At 41.4% G+C, this 20,682-nt stretch carries 14 protein-coding genes and 1 tRNA gene (1 of these 15 only partly in view); 6 read left to right on the top strand and 9 right to left on the bottom strand.

Features of this window, described 5'->3' with window-relative positions:
- Nucleotides 1-55: 55 nt before the first annotated feature.
- Complete coding sequence (locus D2V08_RS03550; protein WP_119606724.1) at nt 56-1,093, bottom strand: FecR family protein; 1,038 nt, start codon at nt 1,091-1,093, stop codon at nt 56-58.
- A 91-nt stretch (nt 1,094-1,184) separates the two neighbouring features.
- Complete coding sequence (locus tag D2V08_RS03545) at nt 1,185-1,781, bottom strand: RNA polymerase sigma factor (RefSeq protein WP_119606723.1); 597 nt, start codon at nt 1,779-1,781, stop codon at nt 1,185-1,187.
- Nucleotides 1,782-2,060: 279 nt separating this feature from the next.
- On the opposite strand from D2V08_RS03545, the gene D2V08_RS03540 reads away from it, so the two are divergent.
- The 3 genes from D2V08_RS03540 to D2V08_RS03530 all read left to right on the top strand — a co-directional run bounded on the left by D2V08_RS03540 (nt 2,061) and on the right by D2V08_RS03530 (nt 6,745).
- On the top strand, nt 2,061-3,788 hold the full coding sequence (locus tag D2V08_RS03540) for a sulfatase family protein (protein WP_119606722.1): 1,728 nt from the start codon (nt 2,061-2,063) through the stop codon (nt 3,786-3,788).
- A 110-nt stretch (nt 3,789-3,898) separates the two neighbouring features.
- A complete protein-coding gene (locus D2V08_RS03535; protein WP_119606721.1) occupies nt 3,899-5,581 on the top strand; it encodes a sulfatase family protein in 1,683 nt (560 codons plus the stop codon).
- A 66-nt stretch (nt 5,582-5,647) separates the two neighbouring features.
- Nucleotides 5,648-6,745, top strand: coding sequence for a formylglycine-generating enzyme family protein (locus D2V08_RS03530; protein WP_119606720.1), 1,098 nt, complete (start codon nt 5,648-5,650; stop codon nt 6,743-6,745).
- Nucleotides 6,746-7,656: 911 nt separating this feature from the next.
- On the opposite strand, the gene D2V08_RS03520 is transcribed toward D2V08_RS03530, so the two are convergent.
- From D2V08_RS03520 to nhaD, 7 genes are all read right to left on the bottom strand, one after another.
- Complete coding sequence (locus tag D2V08_RS03520; RefSeq protein ID WP_119606718.1) at nt 7,657-8,928, bottom strand: site-specific integrase; 1,272 nt, start codon at nt 8,926-8,928, stop codon at nt 7,657-7,659.
- A gap of 231 nt (nt 8,929-9,159) precedes the next feature.
- Nucleotides 9,160-9,234 (bottom strand) — tRNA-Val (locus tag D2V08_RS03515).
- Between the two features lie 71 nt (nt 9,235-9,305).
- Complete coding sequence (locus D2V08_RS03510) at nt 9,306-10,517, bottom strand: bifunctional folylpolyglutamate synthase/dihydrofolate synthase (protein WP_119606717.1); 1,212 nt, start codon at nt 10,515-10,517, stop codon at nt 9,306-9,308.
- Nucleotides 10,517-11,398, bottom strand: coding sequence for an energy transducer TonB (locus D2V08_RS03505; protein WP_119606716.1), 882 nt, complete (start codon nt 11,396-11,398; stop codon nt 10,517-10,519). Before D2V08_RS03505 ends, D2V08_RS03510 begins: the two co-directional genes overlap by 1 nt.
- Entirely contained in the window at nt 11,398-11,784 is a 387-nt protein-coding gene (locus tag D2V08_RS03500; protein ID WP_090293695.1) for an ExbD/TolR family protein, read from the bottom strand. The genes D2V08_RS03505 and D2V08_RS03500 overlap by 1 nt, the downstream gene beginning before the upstream one ends.
- 6 nt (nt 11,785-11,790) lie before the next feature.
- On the bottom strand, nt 11,791-12,483 hold the full coding sequence (locus D2V08_RS03495; protein WP_119606715.1) for a MotA/TolQ/ExbB proton channel family protein: 693 nt from the start codon (nt 12,481-12,483) through the stop codon (nt 11,791-11,793).
- Between the two features lie 57 nt (nt 12,484-12,540).
- Nucleotides 12,541-13,929 carry a sodium:proton antiporter NhaD gene (gene nhaD, locus D2V08_RS03490; RefSeq protein ID WP_119606714.1) on the bottom strand — a complete coding sequence of 463 codons (1,389 nt, stop codon included), beginning with the start codon at nt 13,927-13,929 and terminating at the stop codon, nt 12,541-12,543.
- A 235-nt stretch (nt 13,930-14,164) separates the two neighbouring features.
- Here nhaD and D2V08_RS03485 point away from each other — a divergent pair, with 235 nt between their 5' ends.
- The 3 genes from D2V08_RS03485 to D2V08_RS03475 all read left to right on the top strand — a co-directional run.
- Entirely contained in the window at nt 14,165-15,307 is a 1,143-nt protein-coding gene (locus D2V08_RS03485) for an acyl-CoA dehydrogenase (RefSeq protein ID WP_119606713.1), read from the top strand.
- Between the two features lie 308 nt (nt 15,308-15,615).
- Nucleotides 15,616-20,121 carry a glutamate synthase large subunit gene (gene gltB / locus D2V08_RS03480; RefSeq protein ID WP_119606712.1) on the top strand — a complete coding sequence of 1,502 codons (4,506 nt, stop codon included), beginning with the start codon at nt 15,616-15,618 and terminating at the stop codon, nt 20,119-20,121.
- An 8-nt stretch (nt 20,122-20,129) separates the two neighbouring features.
- Nucleotides 20,130-20,682 carry the start of a glutamate synthase subunit beta gene (locus D2V08_RS03475; RefSeq protein WP_119606711.1) on the top strand. 914 nt of this gene lie beyond the right edge of the window, so only the first 553 of its 1,467 coding nucleotides appear in the window; its start codon is at nt 20,130-20,132; its stop codon lies beyond the right edge, outside the window.

Here is a 20,682-nt window from a genome sequence, read left to right as displayed (position 1 = left end):
CCTTTGGCTTTTTTTATTCTTCTTCAATATTTCATTGGCATTGTTTTTTTGTTGGTTACTGTTTGAGCAATATGCTCCCTTGATTTTCCACAATTTCAAATGCTGTGGTTTCTTTTATTGTCCTGAGCACTCGGACCATATCTTCGGATAAATCCAATCGGCCCGAAAAAGTTTGATACGCCAGTTCATTGTCCCCAAAAAATATGGGTTTGTTGTAATACCTTGATAAACGTGAGGCTATTTCCCCTAGACTGCTGTTGTCCAAGGTCAAGAAACCATCTCTCCAAGAGAAATAATCGTCTGGGTCGACTTCTTGGGTACTGATTTTTTTGGATTTTTTATTAAAGCTGGAAAGTGTTCCCGGTTTCATCAAAAAACCTTCATCTGCGTTTTCATAGGTAATTCTAATACTGCCCGATTTCAGCACGGTTTGCATGACCTCATCTTCGGAGTAATGGGATACATTGAACACGGTGCCCAACACCTCTATGCTTTGCTTGCTGGATTTCACCCTAAAAGGCTTATCCTTGTTATGGGCCACTTCAAAAATGGCTTCACCCTCCAAATAGACCTCTCTTGACTTTTTTGAAAAAGCTGCGGGAAAGACAAGCTTGGATCCTGAATTGATCCACACTTTGGTACCATCGGAAAGTTTGATGAAACTTCTTTTTCCATAAGGGACCATAACGGTATTAAAGGTAGGCTTGTCGGCATTCCCTAGCCGTTGTTCTATACTTTTTCCGTTACCCATGCTTACATTGGAACCTGATTCCGAATATTCCACATGCCCCTCATCCTCATCCAGGGTTACTTGGTCTCCTTCCCCTAAAATTACAGTGACCTTGTCCGGGTTTTGTGGCGTGGCCGTGGGCATATCCCTAACAAACTGATCTATTGAGGGTTCGGCCTTGGACGCATTGAAAAAATACCCCAAAGTCAATACAATAGGCAATAAAGCCGCTGCAGCCGCATAAAATCGACGTCTTCTTCGACGCATACGGAGTTCTTTCTCCTTTTTGGCAGATGTGAGTATTCTATTTCGCAGATCGGCTTTTCTTTCTTTTGACCAACCTTTTTTTGGAGTATGACCCATAAGTTTTTACATATTCGAGGGCAAAATTGTATCCCCTTCCATAGATAAGAGAAAGAAAAGTACGGTGTATAGACAAAAAAGATTTTATTTTTTACAACAGGAGCAATTGCACCTTTTCGCGAAGTATTTTCAAGCTGCGGTACAACAGGGTTCTGGCGGAAGCCTTGGACACTTCCATGCGTTCCGCAATCTCACCATAGGATTTTTTCTCCACAAACCGAAGGTGGAGGGCGTTTTGTTGATGGTTTGTGAGGGAATCCATCGCTGTTTTTAGCGCCTGTTTTAAATATTCAAGCTGTTCGGCATCTATCCATTTGCTCTCCGAAGAAGTCTCGATATGGTTTGAATCGTTATGCAACAATCGCTTAAAACTATCTTCTTCGATCAGCAGTTCCTTGGATTTGCTTCTTTTGAACAACCTTCGTTTTAACGAAGTGGACAGGTAAGCCTTAAGGTTTTGGATTTGCAGTGCTCTGTGCCTCGCTCTGAACAAATCCAAAAAAAGATCGTGAATCTGATCTTCCACCCAGGACACCTCTGTGACATAATGCAGCCCAAATTCCATCAAATGGTCCACATGCATATCGTACAAACATCCGAGCGCCTCCATATCCCCACGGTGCAAACGTTCCAACAGCTTCTGTTGAAAATCCAATGCATCGCCCTTTTGATTATTTGAAAGAGGCATTCTTTGAGTTTGTTTAGTTAGTTGAAGTGGCTTGTACCGCTTGAAAAAATTACAATTGTCATATTCACAATTATAAAGTTATATTTTGATAAGTTGTGTTCAAATATATAAATTTTTTAAATATATGTTAATCCAAGTGTGAAATCAAAAACAAATTACCTTCTTATCTTTTTCATTTTTTCGTGGCACACTCCCCTATTTGAAGAAAAATCCAGAGGCCTTGTCTATATCCTGGCTTGGAGTTACTCTATACTATAGCAACCCTATCAACTCCAAGGTATGAACTCTTTTTTATATCAAAAGACTATTTTGACCAAAACCAAATTATCCGTGTTGGTCATAATGTTCTTCGCCCCACTCTCTATTGTAATTTCCCAAAACCAACCCAATATTGTATGGGTGGTCTGTGAGGATATATCCCCTTATATTGGTGCTTATGGGGATGCTACGGTACGTACCCCCAACATTGATGCCTTGGCGCAAGAAGGGGTTCGTTTTACCAGAGTGTATACCACAGCAGGTGTTTGTGCGCCCAGTAGATCCTCCATAATAACGGGAATGAACCAAATATCCATAGGGACCTCCCATATGCGAACAAAAAACAGACCAAGCTTGATGCCCGAGGGAGTTCCCAGTCATTCAGCCGTATTGCCCAAAAATGTGAAGGCATTTCCAGAATATTTGAGAAAAGTGGGATACTATACCACCAACAACGCCAAGGAAGATTATCAGTTTGAAGAACCTGTAACGGTATGGGACGAAAGCAGTGTGGCGGCCTCTTATCAAAATAGAGCACCGGGACAGCCTTTTTATAGCGTCTTTAATTTTGCCATATCCCACGAATCCCAGATAATTTCCCCGCCAGATTCTTTGCACCATCAACCTGACGAGATGGTTTTGCCGCTGTATTACGAGAACACGGCACAAATGCGGCACGATAAAGCAGCCCTATACACTAGAATTGAACAAATGGACAGTGATGTCGGCGAACTCATCACACAATTGAAAGAGGACGGCGTTTATGACAGCAGTTATGTTATTTTCTACAGTGATCACGGGGGCAACCTTCCCTGGATGAAACGAGAGGTATTGGAACGGGGGTTGCATATTCCCTTCATCGTCAAATACCCAAATGGAACCAATGCCGGCACTGTGAACAATGATTTGATCAGCTCCATTGATTTTGCTCCCAGTATGCTCTCCATTGCAGGGGCGGAAATACCGGGTTATTTGCAGGGAAAGGCCTTTTTGGGACCTGGGAAGAGCCAAGAAAAAAATCGATATGTATTTGCCGGCAGGGATAGAATGGCGGATAAATACGATCGGGTGCGTTCGGTTAGTGACGGCACATTTAGATACGTTTACAATTTTCACCCCGAAGTATCCAAATACCAGGATTTGGCTTATCGAAAGCAAATGGCCAGTATGCAAGAGATCATTGAAATGAGGGATGCCGGGACCATTACCAACCCCTATCTATTGGATTGGTTCAAGACCCCCAAACCCCAAGAGGAACTGTATTATACGGCCAAGGACCCTGACGAAGTCCATAATTTGGCAAATGAACCATCGTATTGGAAAAAGAAAGAAGAACTGAAACAAGTGCTGTTTGAATGGTTGGAAGCTGTTGGGGATATGGGTGAAATTCCCGAAAAGGAAATGGTGGTGGAACAATGGTGGAACGGAAAAAATGAACCTCCTTTGACCAAAAACCCAAAAATAAAAAAGAACAGGGAAGGCGTTGCATTAAGTTGTGATACGGAAGGTGCCTCCATTGGATACCGGATATTTGATGGCTCTCCGGCCGATACCACCATCACCAGGCCAATACACACTTGGGGGTTTTATTGGCTATTTAGGGATGGGGACAAAAAAACCATTGAGGTACCCAAGCCTTGGAGCGTATACGCCGGTGGGACAATCCCTCTTAAAAAGGGACAGACCATACAGGTGAATGCGCATCGCATTGGATATAGACCCAATGAAACAACATACAAATTCAACTAAAGATGTGGCAACATTTCAATAAAGAACAATCCATGCCCAGATTCCCTTTTATTAGTTTTAGCACTTAAAAGGCATCGTACACTTGTCAATTTCAAATACTATTAAAACCAATGAAGCATCAATTGAACAAACCAATTACCAAACTATTTCACATCTTTCTTGGGTGCCTATTAGTGGTTTCCTGCAAGGGTGACATCAAAAAAGAAGCAACGCAAAAAGAAGAAAGCAAAAAAAGGCCCAATATTGTTTTCATCATCAGTGACGATCATGCCTTTCAAGCCATAAGTGCTTATGGGGGACGATTGGCAGAGGTTGCTCCAACGCCAAACATTGATCGGATCGCCGAGGAAGGAATGCTTTTTGACAATTGCCTGGTCACAAACTCCATCTGCGGCCCTTCAAGAGCTACCATTCTCACGGGAAAGTACAGTCATCAAAACGGATTTATCGACAATACCATTGGCACAAAGTTTGATTTTAAACAACAGACTTTTGGCGAACTCCTGCAACAGGCAGGGTATAAAACAGGGGTGTTGGGAAAACTACATTTGGGGGGTACACCTTCAAAAGGTTTTGACTATGTGGACATCTTGCCTGGACAAGGTTCTTACTACAATCCAACCTTCATTAACGAGGAAGGACAGTATCAATTGGAAGGTTATACCACCGAAATCATTACCGACAAGGCGATACAATGGATGGATTCCGTTAAGTCCGAAGAGCAACCTTTTATGCTGTTTCTTGGTCATAAGTCCCCGCACAGGCCTTGGCAACCTGGCCCCAATGAGTTGGGCATGTATGAAAATGTTGAGATTCCTGAACCTGAAACCTTGTTCGATGATTATTCCGGAAACAGGGAGGTGGCCTCCTTGAACTATATGTCCATTTCGGAAGCCATGAAAATGGAACAGGACATCAAGATTACAGCGCAACCTCAAAACGGGTTTACCGAAGAACAACAAAAACAGTGGGACTCCATTTATGGGCCTATAAATAAAAAATTCAAAAAAGATAACCCCCAGGGCGATGACCTGACCCGATTCAAGTACCAGCGCTATATGCGCGATTACCTTGCCAGTGTGGCCGGAGTGGACAAAGGTGTTGGCCAGGTATTGGACTATTTAAAAGAAGCTGGTCTAGACGAAAACACTATTATCATCTACACCTCCGATCAAGGATTTTATCTTGGGGAGCACGGCTGGTTCGATAAACGATGGATGTACAAGGAATCCTTGCGCACCCCATTATTGGTAAAATGGCCCGGAACCGTTAAACCAGGTACGGTCAATACCGATTTGGTCTCCAATCTTGACTTTGCCGAAACCTTTTTGGATATTGCACAAACCGATATTCCGGAAGACATGCAAGGAAAAAGCATCCTTCCTGTGTTAGAAGGAAACACACCATCCGATTGGCGAAAAGCTCATTATTACCATTATTACGAGCACCCTTCGGAACATGATGTGAGACGCCATTATGGGATTACCACCGATAGGTACAAATTGATTCACTTCTATTACGATATGGATGTCTGGGAATTATATGATTTACAGCAGGATCCCAGTGAACTGAACAATATTTACGAAGATCCCGAATATGCAGAAGTTCAGGAGGAACTACATGAACAACTGGAGGAACTCAGGATAAAATATGAGGACAATGATTCCTTGAATCAACAATTTATCGAGGAATACAACGAAAAAGTGAAAAAAAATCCTTTGATCGAGTATTGGAAGCTTTCGCCTGAAGAGATGCAAAAACTGTATCAGGAATATCTAAAGAACAGGGAGTAAAGCTTGAACTTCCCAAGACCCTTCATAAAATACTTCGGACAAAAACATTCAAAAACCGAAAACAAAATGACAGCTCGGCACACCTATACTTTTGGCTTTTTACTATTGATCCTGTCCACATCCTGTAAATCCAAAACGGACCAATCAAAAGAAAGTGTTGACAATTCCACAACCATAGAGCATCCAAAGCCAAGCAAAGCTCCCGGTGAAGCTCCCAAAGGAATGACATGGATACCGGGCGGGGAGTTCAACCAAGGCGCCGTGCCCAATGACCATATGGCCATGTCCCATGAAAAACCTGTGCACCCGGTACATGTGGACGGTTTTTTTATGGACATACACGAGGTGACCAATGCGCAATTCGCCAAATTTGTTAAGGAAACCGCCTATGTTACCATGGCCGAGCGCGAGATAGATTGGGAAGAAATGAAAAAGCAGTTGCCCCGAGGAACACCCAGACCACCTGATTCCATTTTGCAACCCGGTTCTTTGGTGTTCAAAAAAACAAAGAGCAGCGTTCCCAACCTCTATGATTACTCCCAATGGTGGGAATGGAAGATCGGTGCCAATTGGCGACACCCTTACGGTCCTGGCAGCGATATTGAAGGAAAGGGAAATCATCCTGTGGTCCACATAGCTTATGAAGATGCACAGGCCTATTGTAAATGGGCGGGACGGAGATTGCCCACGGAGGCCGAATGGGAGTATGCCGCCCGTGCCGGAAAAGACGAGAGCATATTCTTTTGGGGCGATGACAATTCCCGATTGAGCTCCCATGCCAATTCCTGGGAAGGCGAATTTCCTGTGGAAAATACGATGGAAGACGGTTTTGAACGCAGTGCCCCTGTCATGAGCTACCCCAAAAACGATTTCGGTCTTCATGATATGGCTGGCAACGTGTGGGAATGGACCAGTGATTGGTACAACACCGATTACTATCAAAAGCTCGCTTCAAATGGAGAGGTCGCACAAAACCCAAAGGGAGCAGCAAGCCCGTTCAATTCGAACAACTCCTATGCCCAGGAACGCGTGATCAAAGGAGGGTCGTTCCTCTGCAGTGCCTCCTATTGTGCCAGCTATAGAATTTCAGCACGGATGGCCACCAGTCCGGATTCGGGCATGGAACATTTGGGCTTTAGGACCGTTCTTGTTGGCAAACAATAATAATTTTAATATTGGAAACCTATTTTTTAAGTCACCCTTCAAGGTTTGAAAGTTGAAATGTTGAATGTGATGAATCTCCTACATTTTCTTGGTTTGGGACTTTGCCTACAGTTTCTCTTTGAGGCTTGGCCCACCCCTAAATTTCCATTTAATTACCAAGAGGATCATATGTATATTTTACCAGAAGCGAACGAAACGCAGTGGAGTGCTGCAAGCCCCAAATCTTGCCAAACTAACCTTACTGAGCGAGGCAAGTTTTATCCAAATCACAATGGTATAATGGTATATTCCACTTTTCCGTGAAAAATATACTTTCGTATAATAGCAGGACGAAGCCATAAATAGAATTGTAGACACCTCATGTGAAAACTCCACAAAGTCCTCTTTACGCTAAAATTTTCCTTATTCTACTGGTCTAAACGGGTTTTTATGCTAAAATTGGTATCAATCTTGAAATTTCAGATAATTACATGATTGTGGCAAATCACCACCCAGTGTACACATCGAACAACAATTTTTTAGTCAAAAATCTATTGATTTTACAGGGCTGAAGGTCTTTTTTAGTCAAAAATGCCATAAATCCCATTGTTCAGTATTTTTGAAAAACACCTTAAAAATGGGTTTTTCCGAAGGAAAATGAATCAATAGCATCGCGCCAGCGTGCTATCCTCTTGCTCTTCCTATTTTCTTTGCTCGCAAAGAAAACCAGAAAAGCCCTTTGATGTTAGAAATCGATTGGTTCAATCTAGGATTTGAAGTAGGTCATTGCACCCTATTCCAATTTTACTTTACGCTTATCCTGCCAAACACTATAAAATTGCAACAGGGACCAAGTGCAAAAGTCTTGGTAAGATTGGGACTAAAAATCTTCGATAATTTGGAACTTTGATTGTTGCGTTGAGTTCTCAAAGTTAAAAGACTGAGTTGCCAAACTTCTCGCTATCATCAATTGAATCTGATAGTTTAGATGTTAGAATTGATTCCAATCCACTCATATCCTCACTGATTTTTTTATCCAATACCCGTGCATAAATTTGGGTCGTGGCCAATTCTGAATGTCCCAATATTTTGGAAACCGTCTCGATAGGTACGCCATTGCTCAATGTGATGGTCGTAGCAAAGGTATGTCTGGCCATATGGAAAGTAATGTGCTTTTTGATATGGCATGAATCCGCAATCTCTTTCAGATAGCTATTTAATTTTTGATTGGAAATCTTAGGGAATAATTTATCTGTACTTCTTTTCGGGTGATAGTGATATCTCTTGACAATCGACAATGCCGGTCCCAATAAAGGCAACTTGAAGCTGTTCTTGGTCTTTTGTCTTTTTGTACTTATCCAATGCTTTCCATCGATACCCAATACGAGATTGTCCTCATTAAGGTTCATTATATCACAATAGGCAATCCCCGTGTAACAACTAAAAACAAATAAGTCTTTTACAATTTGTAACCGTTCAATCTTGGTTTGGAAATCCTGAATTTTTCGTAATTCTCCCAAGGTCAAAAAATCCCGTTCCTTTTTTTCCATCCTAATCTTAAATTTTTGAAAGGGATATTTTTCTATCCATTCATTGTTTACAGCCATTCTGACCATCTTTCTCAAACGTTGGATATGTTTCATTGCTCCGTTGTTCGAAAGTCTACCATGATGGTGAATAGGGTGTAGTTTTCGCAAGTAGGTCTCGAAACCTACAACAAACTGATGATTGAGCTGTGACAATCTGTAATCATCCCTTTTATAGTGCTTCTTCAGATATCCCAATAAATACTTCTGGGTGGTTTTATAATGGCTCAGGGTCGCTTTACCCAGATTATGTGCGCCATGGAGGTTATGGTATTCAAATAACGACGTTAATGTCATATGGTTCTCATCTTCCCCGAAATACTTCGCCTTGACCATTTGCGGTGTAATGTGGGTTGTTTTGGATCGTAATTCACGATAACATTGGAAAAGTTCGGTTTCAACCTCCATTAAATAGGCGTTGATTTCCTGCGCTTCCGTTGTGCGCCCCAGAACCCTCGATCCCTTTCGGTCCCAACTTTCTGCAGGAATGGTATATTTGAGGCTCATGTTAACTCGTTGTGAATCAACGGTGATACGGGCATAAATCTTTGCGGTGCCGTCACTCCTCCGGGAAGTACTTATCCAGAAACTGATTGAAAATGTAGACCGGGTTCTCATAGGTTTTGTGTTAAATTGAACGAAAAACACCTACGAAAGTCAAATACTAAGTTACTGTAATATAGTAATTTACACACTTATTCGGTTAACACTTTTCAGAAAAAAATTTACTAACCGAATTGCAAACCAAAACATATCAAATCAAACCAACTCAAATGAAGGCCCTAAAACGTCAAAACCTTGCAAATCAATAAGATATGCAAGGTTTTGTTTTTGTTTAAATTCTAAAAGTGGGCGCTGAGGGATTCGAACCCCCGACCCCCTCGGTGTAAACGAGGTGCTCTGAACCAACTGAGCTAAGCGCCCATTCAATTTCCTAAATGGGAGTGCAAATATAATACTGTTTTTCATTTAAAAAACAAAAAATGAAAAAAAAATTACACTACTTCCGCTACAACAAAAGTACTCCCCCCAACATAGATCATATCCTTGTTATCAGCACAATTCAATGCTTTCTTCAAGCCGTTTTTCACAGACTTACATACTACACCATTCAATCCCAATTCCTTAGCTAGTTCCTGAAGTACTGCAGCATCCATTCCTCTTGGAATACTTGGCCTTACAAAATAATATTTTGCATCCTTTGGAAAAAGTACAAGAACTGAATTCACATCTTTATCCTTTACAAAACCAAGGACGATATGGAGTTGATTGTAGGATTGCTTTTCAATCTGTTTCAGAATTAACTCCAGCCCTTCTTTGTTATGAGCTGTGTCGCAAACCACTAAAGGATTGTTTTGTAACTCCTGCCATCTTCCCAAAAGCCCAGTATTTTCCACAACTCTTCTAAGTCCTGTTACAATTGCCTTCTCTGGAACATCAAAATTCTTCAATTGGTGAATACATGCCACCACTCCATTAATATTTTTTTGCTGATATTCCCCCAACAAATCAGTTTCATAAACTACTGCAGATTCTACATCAGCAAAAATAATGTTGGATTTTAGCTGATGTGCAATCAAAGTGAAAATCATTTTCGTCTCAGGTTGCGTCTCGCTAATAATCACTGGAACCTTTGGTTTAATGATACCTGCTTTTTCCAAGGCTATTTTTTCCAAAGTATCGCCCAAAAACTGGGTATGGTCCATTCCAATATTGGTAATTAAAGATACTTCAGGGGTTATAATGTTTGTAGAATCCAACCTTCCTCCCAAACCTACTTCTACAATGGCAATATCAACCTTTTCCTGAGCAAAATACTCAAAGGCCATCCCAACGGTCATTTCAAAAAAAGAAAGCCTGTTATACTCAAAAAAAGGTTTGTGCTGTTCAATAAAATATGTTACAAATTCCTTGCTAACTACTTTTCCATTTATCTTGATTCGTTCCCTAAAATCTCTTAAATGAGGAGAAGTGTACAATCCGACCCTATATCCAGCTTCCTGAAGAATAGAAGCCAGCATATGACTACTGGAACCTTTCCCATTGGTTCCAGCAACATGAATACTTTTAAATTTTTTCTCAGGATTGTCGAGCACATTACAAAAGCGGATAATATTATCCAACTTGGCATTCATGGCCACCGCTCCTTTTTGCTGGTACATGGGAAGCTGTCCAAACATCCAGTCCAAAGTCTCTTTGTAGGTCACTATTGCCCCAATTTAAAGTTGACCACTACAAAACCTATTTGCTGTGCTGGAGCTTTGGAATCGGAGTTCCATTGATGAAGAAGTGCTGTTTTACGAGCTGGTTCCAAAAGACAGGGAGCATTGTTGGTGGTACCTTTTACACCGGGTTCGGCTTTGACCACTTTGCCCGACCTATCGACGGTAATTCTCACTACCACTCTACCCTCTTCGTTACATTCTTGCTGTACTTTGCCTTTATTGGCCAACGACCTTCCACTTAAGCCATAACCACCAGTCCCACTTCCTGGCGAACCGTAATAGGATGAAGCGTAAGGGTCACCATCAGGCTGACCTTTATCTCCTGCCCTATCATCGTCACCTTCACTGCCCGTAGTTGTGCCGTCGGATTTGCCAATGCCACCGATTAGGGCATCAACGCTTTTTTTCTTGGCTTCTTGCTCTTGCCTTTGGCGTTCTTCGGCTTCTCGTTTTTCACGAGCAATGCGCTCGGCCTCAGCTTTGGCTTTTTCAGCCTCCTCTTCCGCTTTACGCTTGGCCTCTTCCTGTTGCCTTAGTTTGATGGTTTCCTCATCATTGCTGGTCAAAACCTTCTCAACGGGAGCTTCCTCAACCACAGTTTCTTTTGGTTGGGCAGGTTCTTCTACTTGTTCTTGAGGTTCTGCTGGAGTTGGCACTTCCCGAGGTTCGGACCTCACCTTTTCTTTTGGTTGTACTTGACCACTTCCAAAGTCCACAGTGCCAAAATTGACCGCAATCCCATTTTCAATGGGTGGGTCGAGGTATGTCAAACCAATATAAAAAAGCAATAGAAGTAGTGCGCTTAACAAAAGTGTTGTAAGCGTAAAGGATTTTTTCTTGTGTCTCGTATCTAAAAAGGACATTAATTTGGCCGCACCGCCAAGATAACCTTGTATTTGTTCCTATTGGCAATATCCATAACGTTTACAGCCTCTTTGATGGCTACGTTTTCTTCTGCCCTTAGAATGATGGTTGGCTTATCTTGACCTTCAAGTGCCTTTTTTAATTCAATTTCAATGTATTCCTTATTAATCTGCTCGTTGTTCACATAATACTTCAAGTTCTTATCGATGGTAACCGAAACATTCTGTGTGTTGGTGGATTTCCCCTTTGCCTTTGGCAAAAGTAAATCTAGGGCATTTGGTGCATTGGATGTCAGCATAAAAAACACCAACAACAGAAATACAATATCTGTCATTGACGACATGCTAAATTCCGGGCTTACTTTATTTCTTCCCTTCAGTTTCATATAAAACTATATAGGTTCGTTCAATAAGTCTAAAAACTGTACAGCATTGGCTTCCATTTGGTGCACCACCTTATCCGTTCGCACCACCAAGTGGTTGTAGCCAATATAAGCAATAATACCAACCACCAAACCAGCAACTGTTGTAGTCATTGCAGTATAAATACCCGATGCCAAGGATCCCATTTCTGCCTGACCTCCGCTACTTGCCATTTCGTGGAATGCCAAAATCATACCAATCACGGTTCCCAAGAAACCAATCATAGGAGCGGCTCCAGCAACTGTTGCCAAGACACTAACGTTTTTTTCGAGTTTGTACACTTCCAGCGTACCTGCGTTTTCAATGGCCGTATTAATGTCATCCAAAGGCTTCCCGATCCTAGCAACCCCTTTTTCCGTGAGTCGAGCCACAGGAGAATCTGTTTGGGCACATAATAGTTTTGCAGCTTCCAATTTACCGTTCATGATATGATCACGAATCTGGTTCATGAAATTCTTATCTATTTTGGACGCCGCCTTAATAGCAAAAATGCGCTCAAAATAAATATACATGGCAACAAAAAGAAGAACAAAAAGTACCATAATAATGACAATACTTCCTGTTCCTCCGTTGACAATAAGATCTATTACGGACAAGGTTTTTTCTTCGGAAATAGAGGCAGTTGCCTCAACGCCTTCCGTCACTTCTTGAAACATATTCATATAAAATCCCCAATTTAAGTTGCAATTATAACGGAGATTTTTGAACTAAAGTATTTTTTAGAACAAATATCGCATTACCATAAAGCAAATTGCTCCTGCAATGAATCCTAAAAAGGCCAACCACGATATTTTTTTAAGATACCAGAAGAAGTCGATTTTCTCCATTCCCATTGCAACAACACCCGCTGCAGAACCAATAATCAGCATACTACCACCAGTTCCTGCGGAATAAGCGATGAAGTGCCACAATTGGTCATCCAAAGGTTCGGAGAACATCCCCAAACTTGCTGCTACCAATGGCACGTTATCAATAACTGCAGAACCGACACCCAATAGTATAACCACTAGATCGGACACTCTTGTTCCAGCCATTTCAGTTCCCATTAAAGGCATACCTTGTTTTAAACCTTCCGCAAAATTGAACAGAAGACCCAAAGATTCAAGTGCAGCTACTGCCATTAAAATACCCAAAAAGAATAGTATACTTGGCAATTCAATTTTTGTTAGCGCACTGTGCACGGGGCTATGATGAGACGCCGCATCGCTCTCTTGGTTAACTGAAGATATGGCAATCTTTTTGTTACTGTAAATTTCAGCAAAAGTTGCCACTACAGCCAAAGACAACATCATCCCTACGTAGGGTGGCAAATGTGTAACTGTTTTAAAAACAGGCACAAAAACAATGGCTCCTAGACCCAAGTAAAGCATTCTAGGACCATATTTTGAATCGGCCCCACCATCTTCTTCGTCGACATCAATTTCTCCTTTAAAAGAGGGGAGGTATGATGCGATAAACGATGGAATCAGCATACAGACCAAAGAAGGTATCAACAAGTGTTCTATGAGCATAGCCGTGGATACTTTGTCACCAATCCACAACATAGTAGTGGTAACATCTCCAATAGGGGACCAAGCACCACCAGCATTTGCGGCTATAATAATTAAACCTGCATACCAAAGTCTCACCTCTCTGTCCTTTACAATTTTTTGAAGGATGGAAATAAGTACGATTGTAGCCGTTAGGTTATCAATAATAGCAGAAAGGATAAAGGCCAAGAATGAAAAAATCCAAAGAATTTTCTTTTTGCTTCTAGTCTTTACAAATGACTTTATGGTGGCAAAACCATCAAAATAGTCGATGATTTCCACAATGGTCATTGCTCCAAGCAGGAAAACCAAGATTTCAGCCGTCTTTCCCAAATGGTGCAACAAGGTCTCTTCCATGAGCTCCATTTTTTCTTCGTGGCCAAAAGCTCCAAAGTTTTCGAGCAATGCATGATTACCAGAATCGAACCAATTGGTAAAACCATCGATACCAAAAGCCATTAAAGCCCATAAGATGGCCATCATGGCCAAAGCTGGAATAAGTTTATCTATTTTTAAATTATGTTCTAGGGTAATTGCCAAGTATCCAATTACAAAAATGACAACTAAAAGGGTCTCCATGTTAAGTTTGGTTTAATTAAGGAATAATATTTTTGAGCAGTTATCTGAATTGCTAAAGATATTCAAAATGAATTTTTCCGCATAATCTTATAGCTATAAAAATATGTGAAGACAAAACACTGATTTTAAAAAAATCGTTAAAAATTCAATCATTCTCATTTATTTGGTCATATCCATAGAATATTAATATTTGAAAGCTATATTTGTAGCTAGTTTTTAAATATTATTCAGTTTTATGGATTTCACACTTTCCGAAGAACAGTTAATGATACAACAAGCGGCAAAAGATTTTGCCCAAAACGAACTTTTACCTGGAGTAATTGAACGAGACGAAACTCAAAAATTCCCTAGTGAACTAGTAAGAAAAATGGGAGAACTAGGTTTTTTGGGGATGATGGTTGACGAAAAATATGGTGGAAGCGGCCTTGGAACCCTCTCTTACGTAATAGCCATGGAAGAATTATCAAAAATTGATGCATCCGCTTCAGTAATGGTATCGGTAAATAATTCTTTGGTTTGTTGGGGACTGGAAACATACGGAACAGAAGAACAAAAAGAAAAGTACCTGACCCGATTGGCATCAGGTGAAATAATTGGCGCGTTCTGTTTGTCCGAACCCGAAGCGGGAAGCGATGCTACTTCTCAAAAAACAACGGCCATAGATAAAGGGGACCACTACCTATTAAATGGAACCAAAAACTGGATAACCAATGGAAATCAAGCAGAGGTCTATTTGGTCATAGCACAAACAGACAGAGAAAAGGGGCACCGTGGTATAAATGCCCTAATTGTTGAAAAAGGTACTGAAGGTTTCGACATTGGGCCCAAAGAAAATAAATTAGGTATTCGAGGTAGCGATACCCACTCCTTAATGTTTAATGATGTCAAGGTGCCAAAAGAAAATCGCATTGGCGAAGATGGCTTCGGCTTCAAGTTCGCTATGAAGACCTTGGCTGGAGGAAGAATTGGCATCGCTGCACAGGCACTTGGAATAGCTGCCGGAGCTTACGAACTTGCACTAAAATATTCCAAACAGCGAAAAGCTTTTGGTACTGAAATTTCCAACCACCAGGCCATTGCCTTTAAATTGGCCGATATGCACACCAAAATCCAAGCGGCGCGCCATTTGGTGTATCAGGCCGCAAGTGATAAAGAAGCAGGGAATGATTACACACTTTCCGGTGCCATGGCCAAACTCTACGCATCCGAAGTTGCTATGGAAACCACCGTGGAGGCCGTGCAGATTCATGGTGGAAATGGATACGTTAAAGAATACCATGTAGAGCGATTGATGAGGGACGCCAAAATCACTCAAATTTATGAAGGCACCTCCGAAATACAGAAAATTGTCATCTCAAGGAGCATTCTTAGCGATTAACCAATATGCACCCCCTCCAAAAAGAGGGGGTCTTTTTCTTAAAAAGCTTTTTATTTGCAGAGCCACCTACTTTTTAAGATCCTCCCCTCCCAAAAATACAGTCAAATACAACTAAACACTCTTTTCTCCACAGGGAAGAGCACATTCTCTTTGTCCAATTTGAGATAATGATAATATAACATTCCGCATATTCCTAAATTGAATTTTTTTCAAGCCTACAAACATTATGTTGATTATTTATCTGATAATCAATGAAAACCTTATATTTTATTCATTCATTTTGATATTTTTGAAGAAATACGTTAATGATGAGATTGAAGAAGCAAGGTTTATACTTACCAGAATTTGAGCATGATAACTGTGGTGCAGGTTTCATCTGTAGCCTAAAAGGAATAAAGTCCAACGATATAATACACAAAGCCCTCGAAATCCTTGATAAATTGGAACACAGAGGTGCTGTAAGTGCAGATGGGAAAACTGGTGATGGTGCAGGAATACTAATAGATATCCCCCATAACTTTTTTGTGGATTCCTGTCCTTTTGAATTGCCAAAAGCAGGTGAATATGCCGTAGGAAACGTATTTCTCCCACAAAAAGAAAACCAACGTGACTTTTGCATCAAGGTTTTTGAAGAGAACATAAAGAAACAAGGACTTCAGTTGTTAGGATGGAGGGATGTACCTATTAACCGTTCTGTTCCCGGAAGAATAGCTGCCGAAACAGAACCTTATGTAATGCAAGTTTTTGTTGCCAAAGGTGAATCTTTGGATGAATTCCAGTTTAACCTTAAGCTCTTCATTGCACGTAAAATTACAGAGCATACCGTAACCGAAAGTAAACTATCGGAAAGTGAATTCTTTTACCTTCCCAGCCTTTCTACTAAAATTATCATTTTTAAGGGGCTTTTGGTTCCAAAAGATATTAGTAGATACTATGAAGACCTATTGGACCCCAGGGTAGTTACACGTTTGGCTCTGGTTCACCAAAGATTCTCTACAAACACCTTCCCCATGTGGGATTTGGCACAACCTTTTAGATATATGTGCCACAATGGTGAAATTAATACACTGAGAGGAAATGTTTCCCGCATGCGCTCGCGCGAAGAGCTCATGGAAAGTGATTGGTTTGGCGAGGACATCAAAAAAATACTACCCATTGTATTGCCCGCAAAATCAGATTCCGCCAGTATGGACATGGTGGTTGAACTATTATTGATGACAGGACGTTCCTTGCCCGAGGTAATGATGATGCTCGTGCCAGAAGCCTGGGAGAAAAACCCGGACATGTCAGAATCCAAGAGAGCATTTTACGAATATAACTCCTGTCTTATGGAACCATGGGATGGACCGGCTTCAATTCCATTTACGGATGGCAACTATATCGGAGCGGTACTGGATAGGAACGGACTTCGCCCATCAAGGTATTCCGTGACCAAACAAGGATATGTGATCATGTCCTCGGAAACTGGTGTAGTTGAACTCGAGCCAGAGGATATTGAATTCCATGGAAGATTGGAGCCAGGAAAAATGTTCTTGGTAAACATGGAGGAAGGAAGAATTATTAACGATGAGGAAATCAAAGAGCACATTGCCAAAAAGCATCCCTATCAAAAATGGTTGAAGAAGAATTTGGTACATTTAGGGGATATACCTTATAATGACTGTCCTGTTTTCTTTGGCGAATTCCCTTTGCAAACCCGAAGAACGGCCTTTGGATATACCCAGGAGGACATCAATACCATTATAATGCCCATGGCCGAAAATGGCAAAGAACCTATTGGTTCTATGGGTTCCGATACGCCGATTGCTGTACTATCTGAAAGACCCCAATTAATCTACAACTATTTTAAGCAGCTTTTTGCCCAGGTAACCAATCCGCCTTTGGATGGTATTCGGGAGGAATTGATAACGGATATTAGTTTAACTCTAGGGAGCGACCATAACATATTTGATTTTTCCGAACTGCACTGCCGAAAACTGAAAATCCAAAATCCGGTAATTTCCAAGGAGGATTTGGACAAAATCAAAAATTACGATGCCAGTCCAGATTACAAGGTTGTCTCCATTTCCATGCTCTACGAGATCAACAAGGGGCATAATGGACTGGAAGAAGGCTTGGACGCAATTCTACAACAAGCCTCCAAGGCCATTGATGAGGAGGCCAACATTATTATTCTCTCCGATAGAATGGTAAGTACAGAAATGGCGCCCATACCAGCCCTTTTGGCATGTTCCTATGTAAATAGCGGTCTAAGAAAATTAGGGAAACGCTCTAAATTGAGTATCATTATAGAATCTGCAGAACCAAGAGAGGTGCATCATTTTGCCTTATTGTTCGGTTTTGGGGCAAGTGCCATCAACCCATATTTGGTAAACGAAATCATTGGTGAGCAAATTGAAGAGAACAACATCACCGGTTACACTTTTGAGGAAGCCGTCAAAAACTACAACAAAGCCATAGGAAAAGGCATCCTGAAGGTGATGAACAAAATTGGAATATCCACCCTTAACTCGTACCGAGGATCACAATTGTTTGAGTGTATCGGTATCAACACCACAGTGGTGGATAAATATTTTCCCAACACCCCTACACGTATTCAGGGAATTGGACTTTATGAAATAGAGAAAGAAGTAACCAAACGCCATCAAAAGGCATTCCTAGCACAGGAAATAGCTGCCAACCTCGATATTGAGGTCGGCGGAGAGTATCGATGGAGAAGGAACGGCGAGAAGCACATGTTCAATCCATTAAGTGTCGCCATGCTTCAAAAATCGGTACGCAATAACGAGCCGGAAACTTATAAAGAGTATTCCAAATTGGTCAATGAGCAATCCAAACACCTAATGACCATCCGCGGACTGTTCGAATTTTCGAACTATGACCCTATTCCCATTGAAGAAGTTGAACCTTGGACAGAAATTGTAAAAAGGTTTAAAACTGGGGCCATGTCCTATGGAAGCATCAGCAAGGAGGCCCACGAAAATCTTGCGGTCGCCATGAATCGAATTGGAGGAAAGAGCAATTCAGGTGAAGGAGGAGAGGATTCGGCTCGTTTCTATAAAAGTCAAACTGGCGATTGGAAAAACAGTGCTATTAAACAAGTAGCTTCCGGTAGGTTTGGTGTAACCTCCAACTATTTGACCAGTGCAAAAGAAATACAGATTAAAATGGCCCAAGGGGCAAAACCTGGAGAAGGTGGTCAATTGCCCGGTCCAAAAGTAAATCCCGCCATTGCCAAAACAAGGAACTCAACCCCTTATGTGGGACTGATTTCCCCACCTCCCCATCACGATATTTATTCCATTGAAGATTTATCGCAGTTGATTTACGATCTAAAATCAGCAAACAGAGAGGCTCGCATCAATGTAAAATTGGTATCCGAAGTTGGTGTGGGAACGGTAGCCGCTGGTGTTGCCAAAGCCAAGGCCGATGTTATTTTAATCTCAGGATTTGATGGAGGAACTGGGGCATCACCTTTAACTTCTTTGAAGCATGCAGGACTTCCTTGGGAACTTGGAATAGCAGAAGCTCAACAAACTTTGGTGTTGAACGATTTACGCAACAGAGTAACCTTGGAATGTGACGGACAGTTGAAAACTGGTAGAGATGTTGCCATAGCATGCCTTTTGGGAGCAGAAGAATTTGGATTTGCCACAGCTCCCCTTGTAGCATCCGGTTGTGTGATGATGCGTGTTTGTCACCTGAATACATGTCCCGTTGGCATAGCCACCCAAAACCCAGAACTTCGCAAAAAGTTTGAAGGAAAGCCCGAGCACGTAGTCAACTACATGTACTTTGTGGCCCAAGAACTTCGCGAGATTATGGCCAAACTTGGTTTTAGAACCTTGAATGAAATGGTTGGTCAAGTTCAAAAATTGGACAGAAAAAAGGCCATTGAACATTACAAAGCTGCAGGTATTGATTTGACTCCGATTCTTTATCAAGTTGATGTGCCGGAAGGAACCAAATTCCACAATACGGAAAAACAATATCACGAAATAGCTAAGTCTATTGAATTTGAAATCATTGGCAAGGCACACCCTGCTCTGTTCAGAAAAGAGAAAACCACTTTGGATTTTCCTATCCATAACACAGATAGAGCTGTTGGCGCTATTATCAGTAACGAGATTTCAAAAATATATGGCGCAGACGGGCTACCAGAAAATACGCTAAAACTGAACTTTACAGGTTCAGCAGGCCAAAGTTTTGGTGCTTTCGCTACCAAAGGACTCACGATGGTGGTCAACGGAAACACCAACGATTATCTTGGAAAAGGATTGTCAGGTGCCAAATTGGTCATTAAAGTACCTTTTAAATCCACCATAAAGCCAGAAGATAATATTATTACAGGAAATGTCACTTTATACGGGGCCACTTCAGGTGAGGCTTACATTAACGGTAAGGCAGGAGAACGTTTCTGTGTTAGAAACTCTGGAGCCAAAGCAGTGGTCGAAGGGATTGGAGATCATGGATGCGAGTATATGACCGGTGGAGTTGCCGTAATTTTAGGTTCGGTCGGAAGAAATTTTGGTGCTGGTATGAGTGGCGGCATCGCCTTTGTCTACGACAAGGACAACACGTTCAGACAACAATGTAATGGAGATCACTTGAACCTACTTCCTGTTGATGAGGATAACGACATCAAACAACTAAAAGATTTGATCGAAAACCACTACAATGCAACCCTAAGTCCTTTGGCGCAAAGCATTCTTGAAAATTGGGAAAAATGTCTTCCTAAATTCATAAAAGTATTCCCAGAAGAATACCGCCAAGCACTTATCCGCTTAGAAGAAGAAAAAATGCAAACCTTATAATTTGAGACATGGGAAAGATTACAGGATTTATGGAATTTGACAGAAAGGACGAAACTTACGCCCCTGTCAAAGAACGTATCAAAAACTATAAGGAGTTTACAAAACCTTTGAAAGAAGGAGAATTAAAAAACCAAGGAGCTCGCTGTATGGATTGTGGAATTCCATTTTGCCATAGTGGTTGTCCACTAGGGAATTTAATTCCTGATTTTAACGATGCCGTATACAAAGGAAAATGGCAAAAAGCAGCGGAAATACTTCATTCCACAAATAATTTTCCGGAGTTTACTGGAAGATTGTGTCCTGCTCCCTGTGAAGAAGCTTGTGTTTTGGGAATAAATGAAGACCCTGTATCCATTGAAAATATTGAGAAGAATATTGTGGAAACAGCCTTTAAAAATAAATGGATTCAACCCGAGCCACCCACAATACGAACTGATAAAAAGGTAGCTGTTATAGGTTCCGGACCAGCTGGTTTGGCCGCCGCCCAACAACTTAACCGGGCAGGGCATACAGTTACTGTTTTCGAGAGAGATGAAAAACCTGGTGGCCTTTTACGATACG

It is taken from the genome of Flagellimonas lutimaris (assembly GCF_003581615.1).
Lineage (GTDB): Bacteria > Bacteroidota > Bacteroidia > Flavobacteriales > Flavobacteriaceae > Flagellimonas > Flagellimonas lutimaris.
This window is presented reverse-complemented; position numbering and strand designations above follow the sequence as displayed.

What these genes read in the sequence shown, in the direction of transcription:
- D2V08_RS03520 (WP_119606718.1), bottom strand. Translation starts at nt 8,928, where the DNA reads ATGAGAACCCGGTCTACATTTTCAATCAGTTTCTGGATAAGTACTTCC.
- nhaD (WP_119606714.1), bottom strand. Translation starts at nt 13,929, where the DNA reads ATGGAGACCCTTTTAGTTGTCATTTTTGTAATTGGATACTTGGCAATT.
- D2V08_RS03505 (WP_119606716.1), bottom strand. Translation starts at nt 11,398, where the DNA reads ATGTCCTTTTTAGATACGAGACACAAGAAAAAATCCTTTACGCTTACA.
- D2V08_RS03550 (WP_119606724.1), bottom strand. Translation starts at nt 1,093, where the DNA reads ATGGGTCATACTCCAAAAAAAGGTTGGTCAAAAGAAAGAAAAGCCGAT.
- D2V08_RS03495 (WP_119606715.1), bottom strand. Translation starts at nt 12,483, where the DNA reads ATGAATATGTTTCAAGAAGTGACGGAAGGCGTTGAGGCAACTGCCTCT.
- D2V08_RS03530 (WP_119606720.1), top strand. Translation starts at nt 5,648, where the DNA reads ATGACAGCTCGGCACACCTATACTTTTGGCTTTTTACTATTGATCCTG.
- D2V08_RS03485 (WP_119606713.1), top strand. Translation starts at nt 14,165, where the DNA reads ATGGATTTCACACTTTCCGAAGAACAGTTAATGATACAACAAGCGGCA.
- gltB (WP_119606712.1), top strand. Translation starts at nt 15,616, where the DNA reads ATGAGATTGAAGAAGCAAGGTTTATACTTACCAGAATTTGAGCATGAT.
- D2V08_RS03500 (WP_090293695.1), bottom strand. Translation starts at nt 11,784, where the DNA reads ATGAAACTGAAGGGAAGAAATAAAGTAAGCCCGGAATTTAGCATGTCG.
- D2V08_RS03535 (WP_119606721.1), top strand. Translation starts at nt 3,899, where the DNA reads ATGAAGCATCAATTGAACAAACCAATTACCAAACTATTTCACATCTTT.
- D2V08_RS03545 (WP_119606723.1), bottom strand. Translation starts at nt 1,781, where the DNA reads ATGCCTCTTTCAAATAATCAAAAGGGCGATGCATTGGATTTTCAACAG.
- D2V08_RS03540 (WP_119606722.1), top strand. Translation starts at nt 2,061, where the DNA reads ATGAACTCTTTTTTATATCAAAAGACTATTTTGACCAAAACCAAATTA.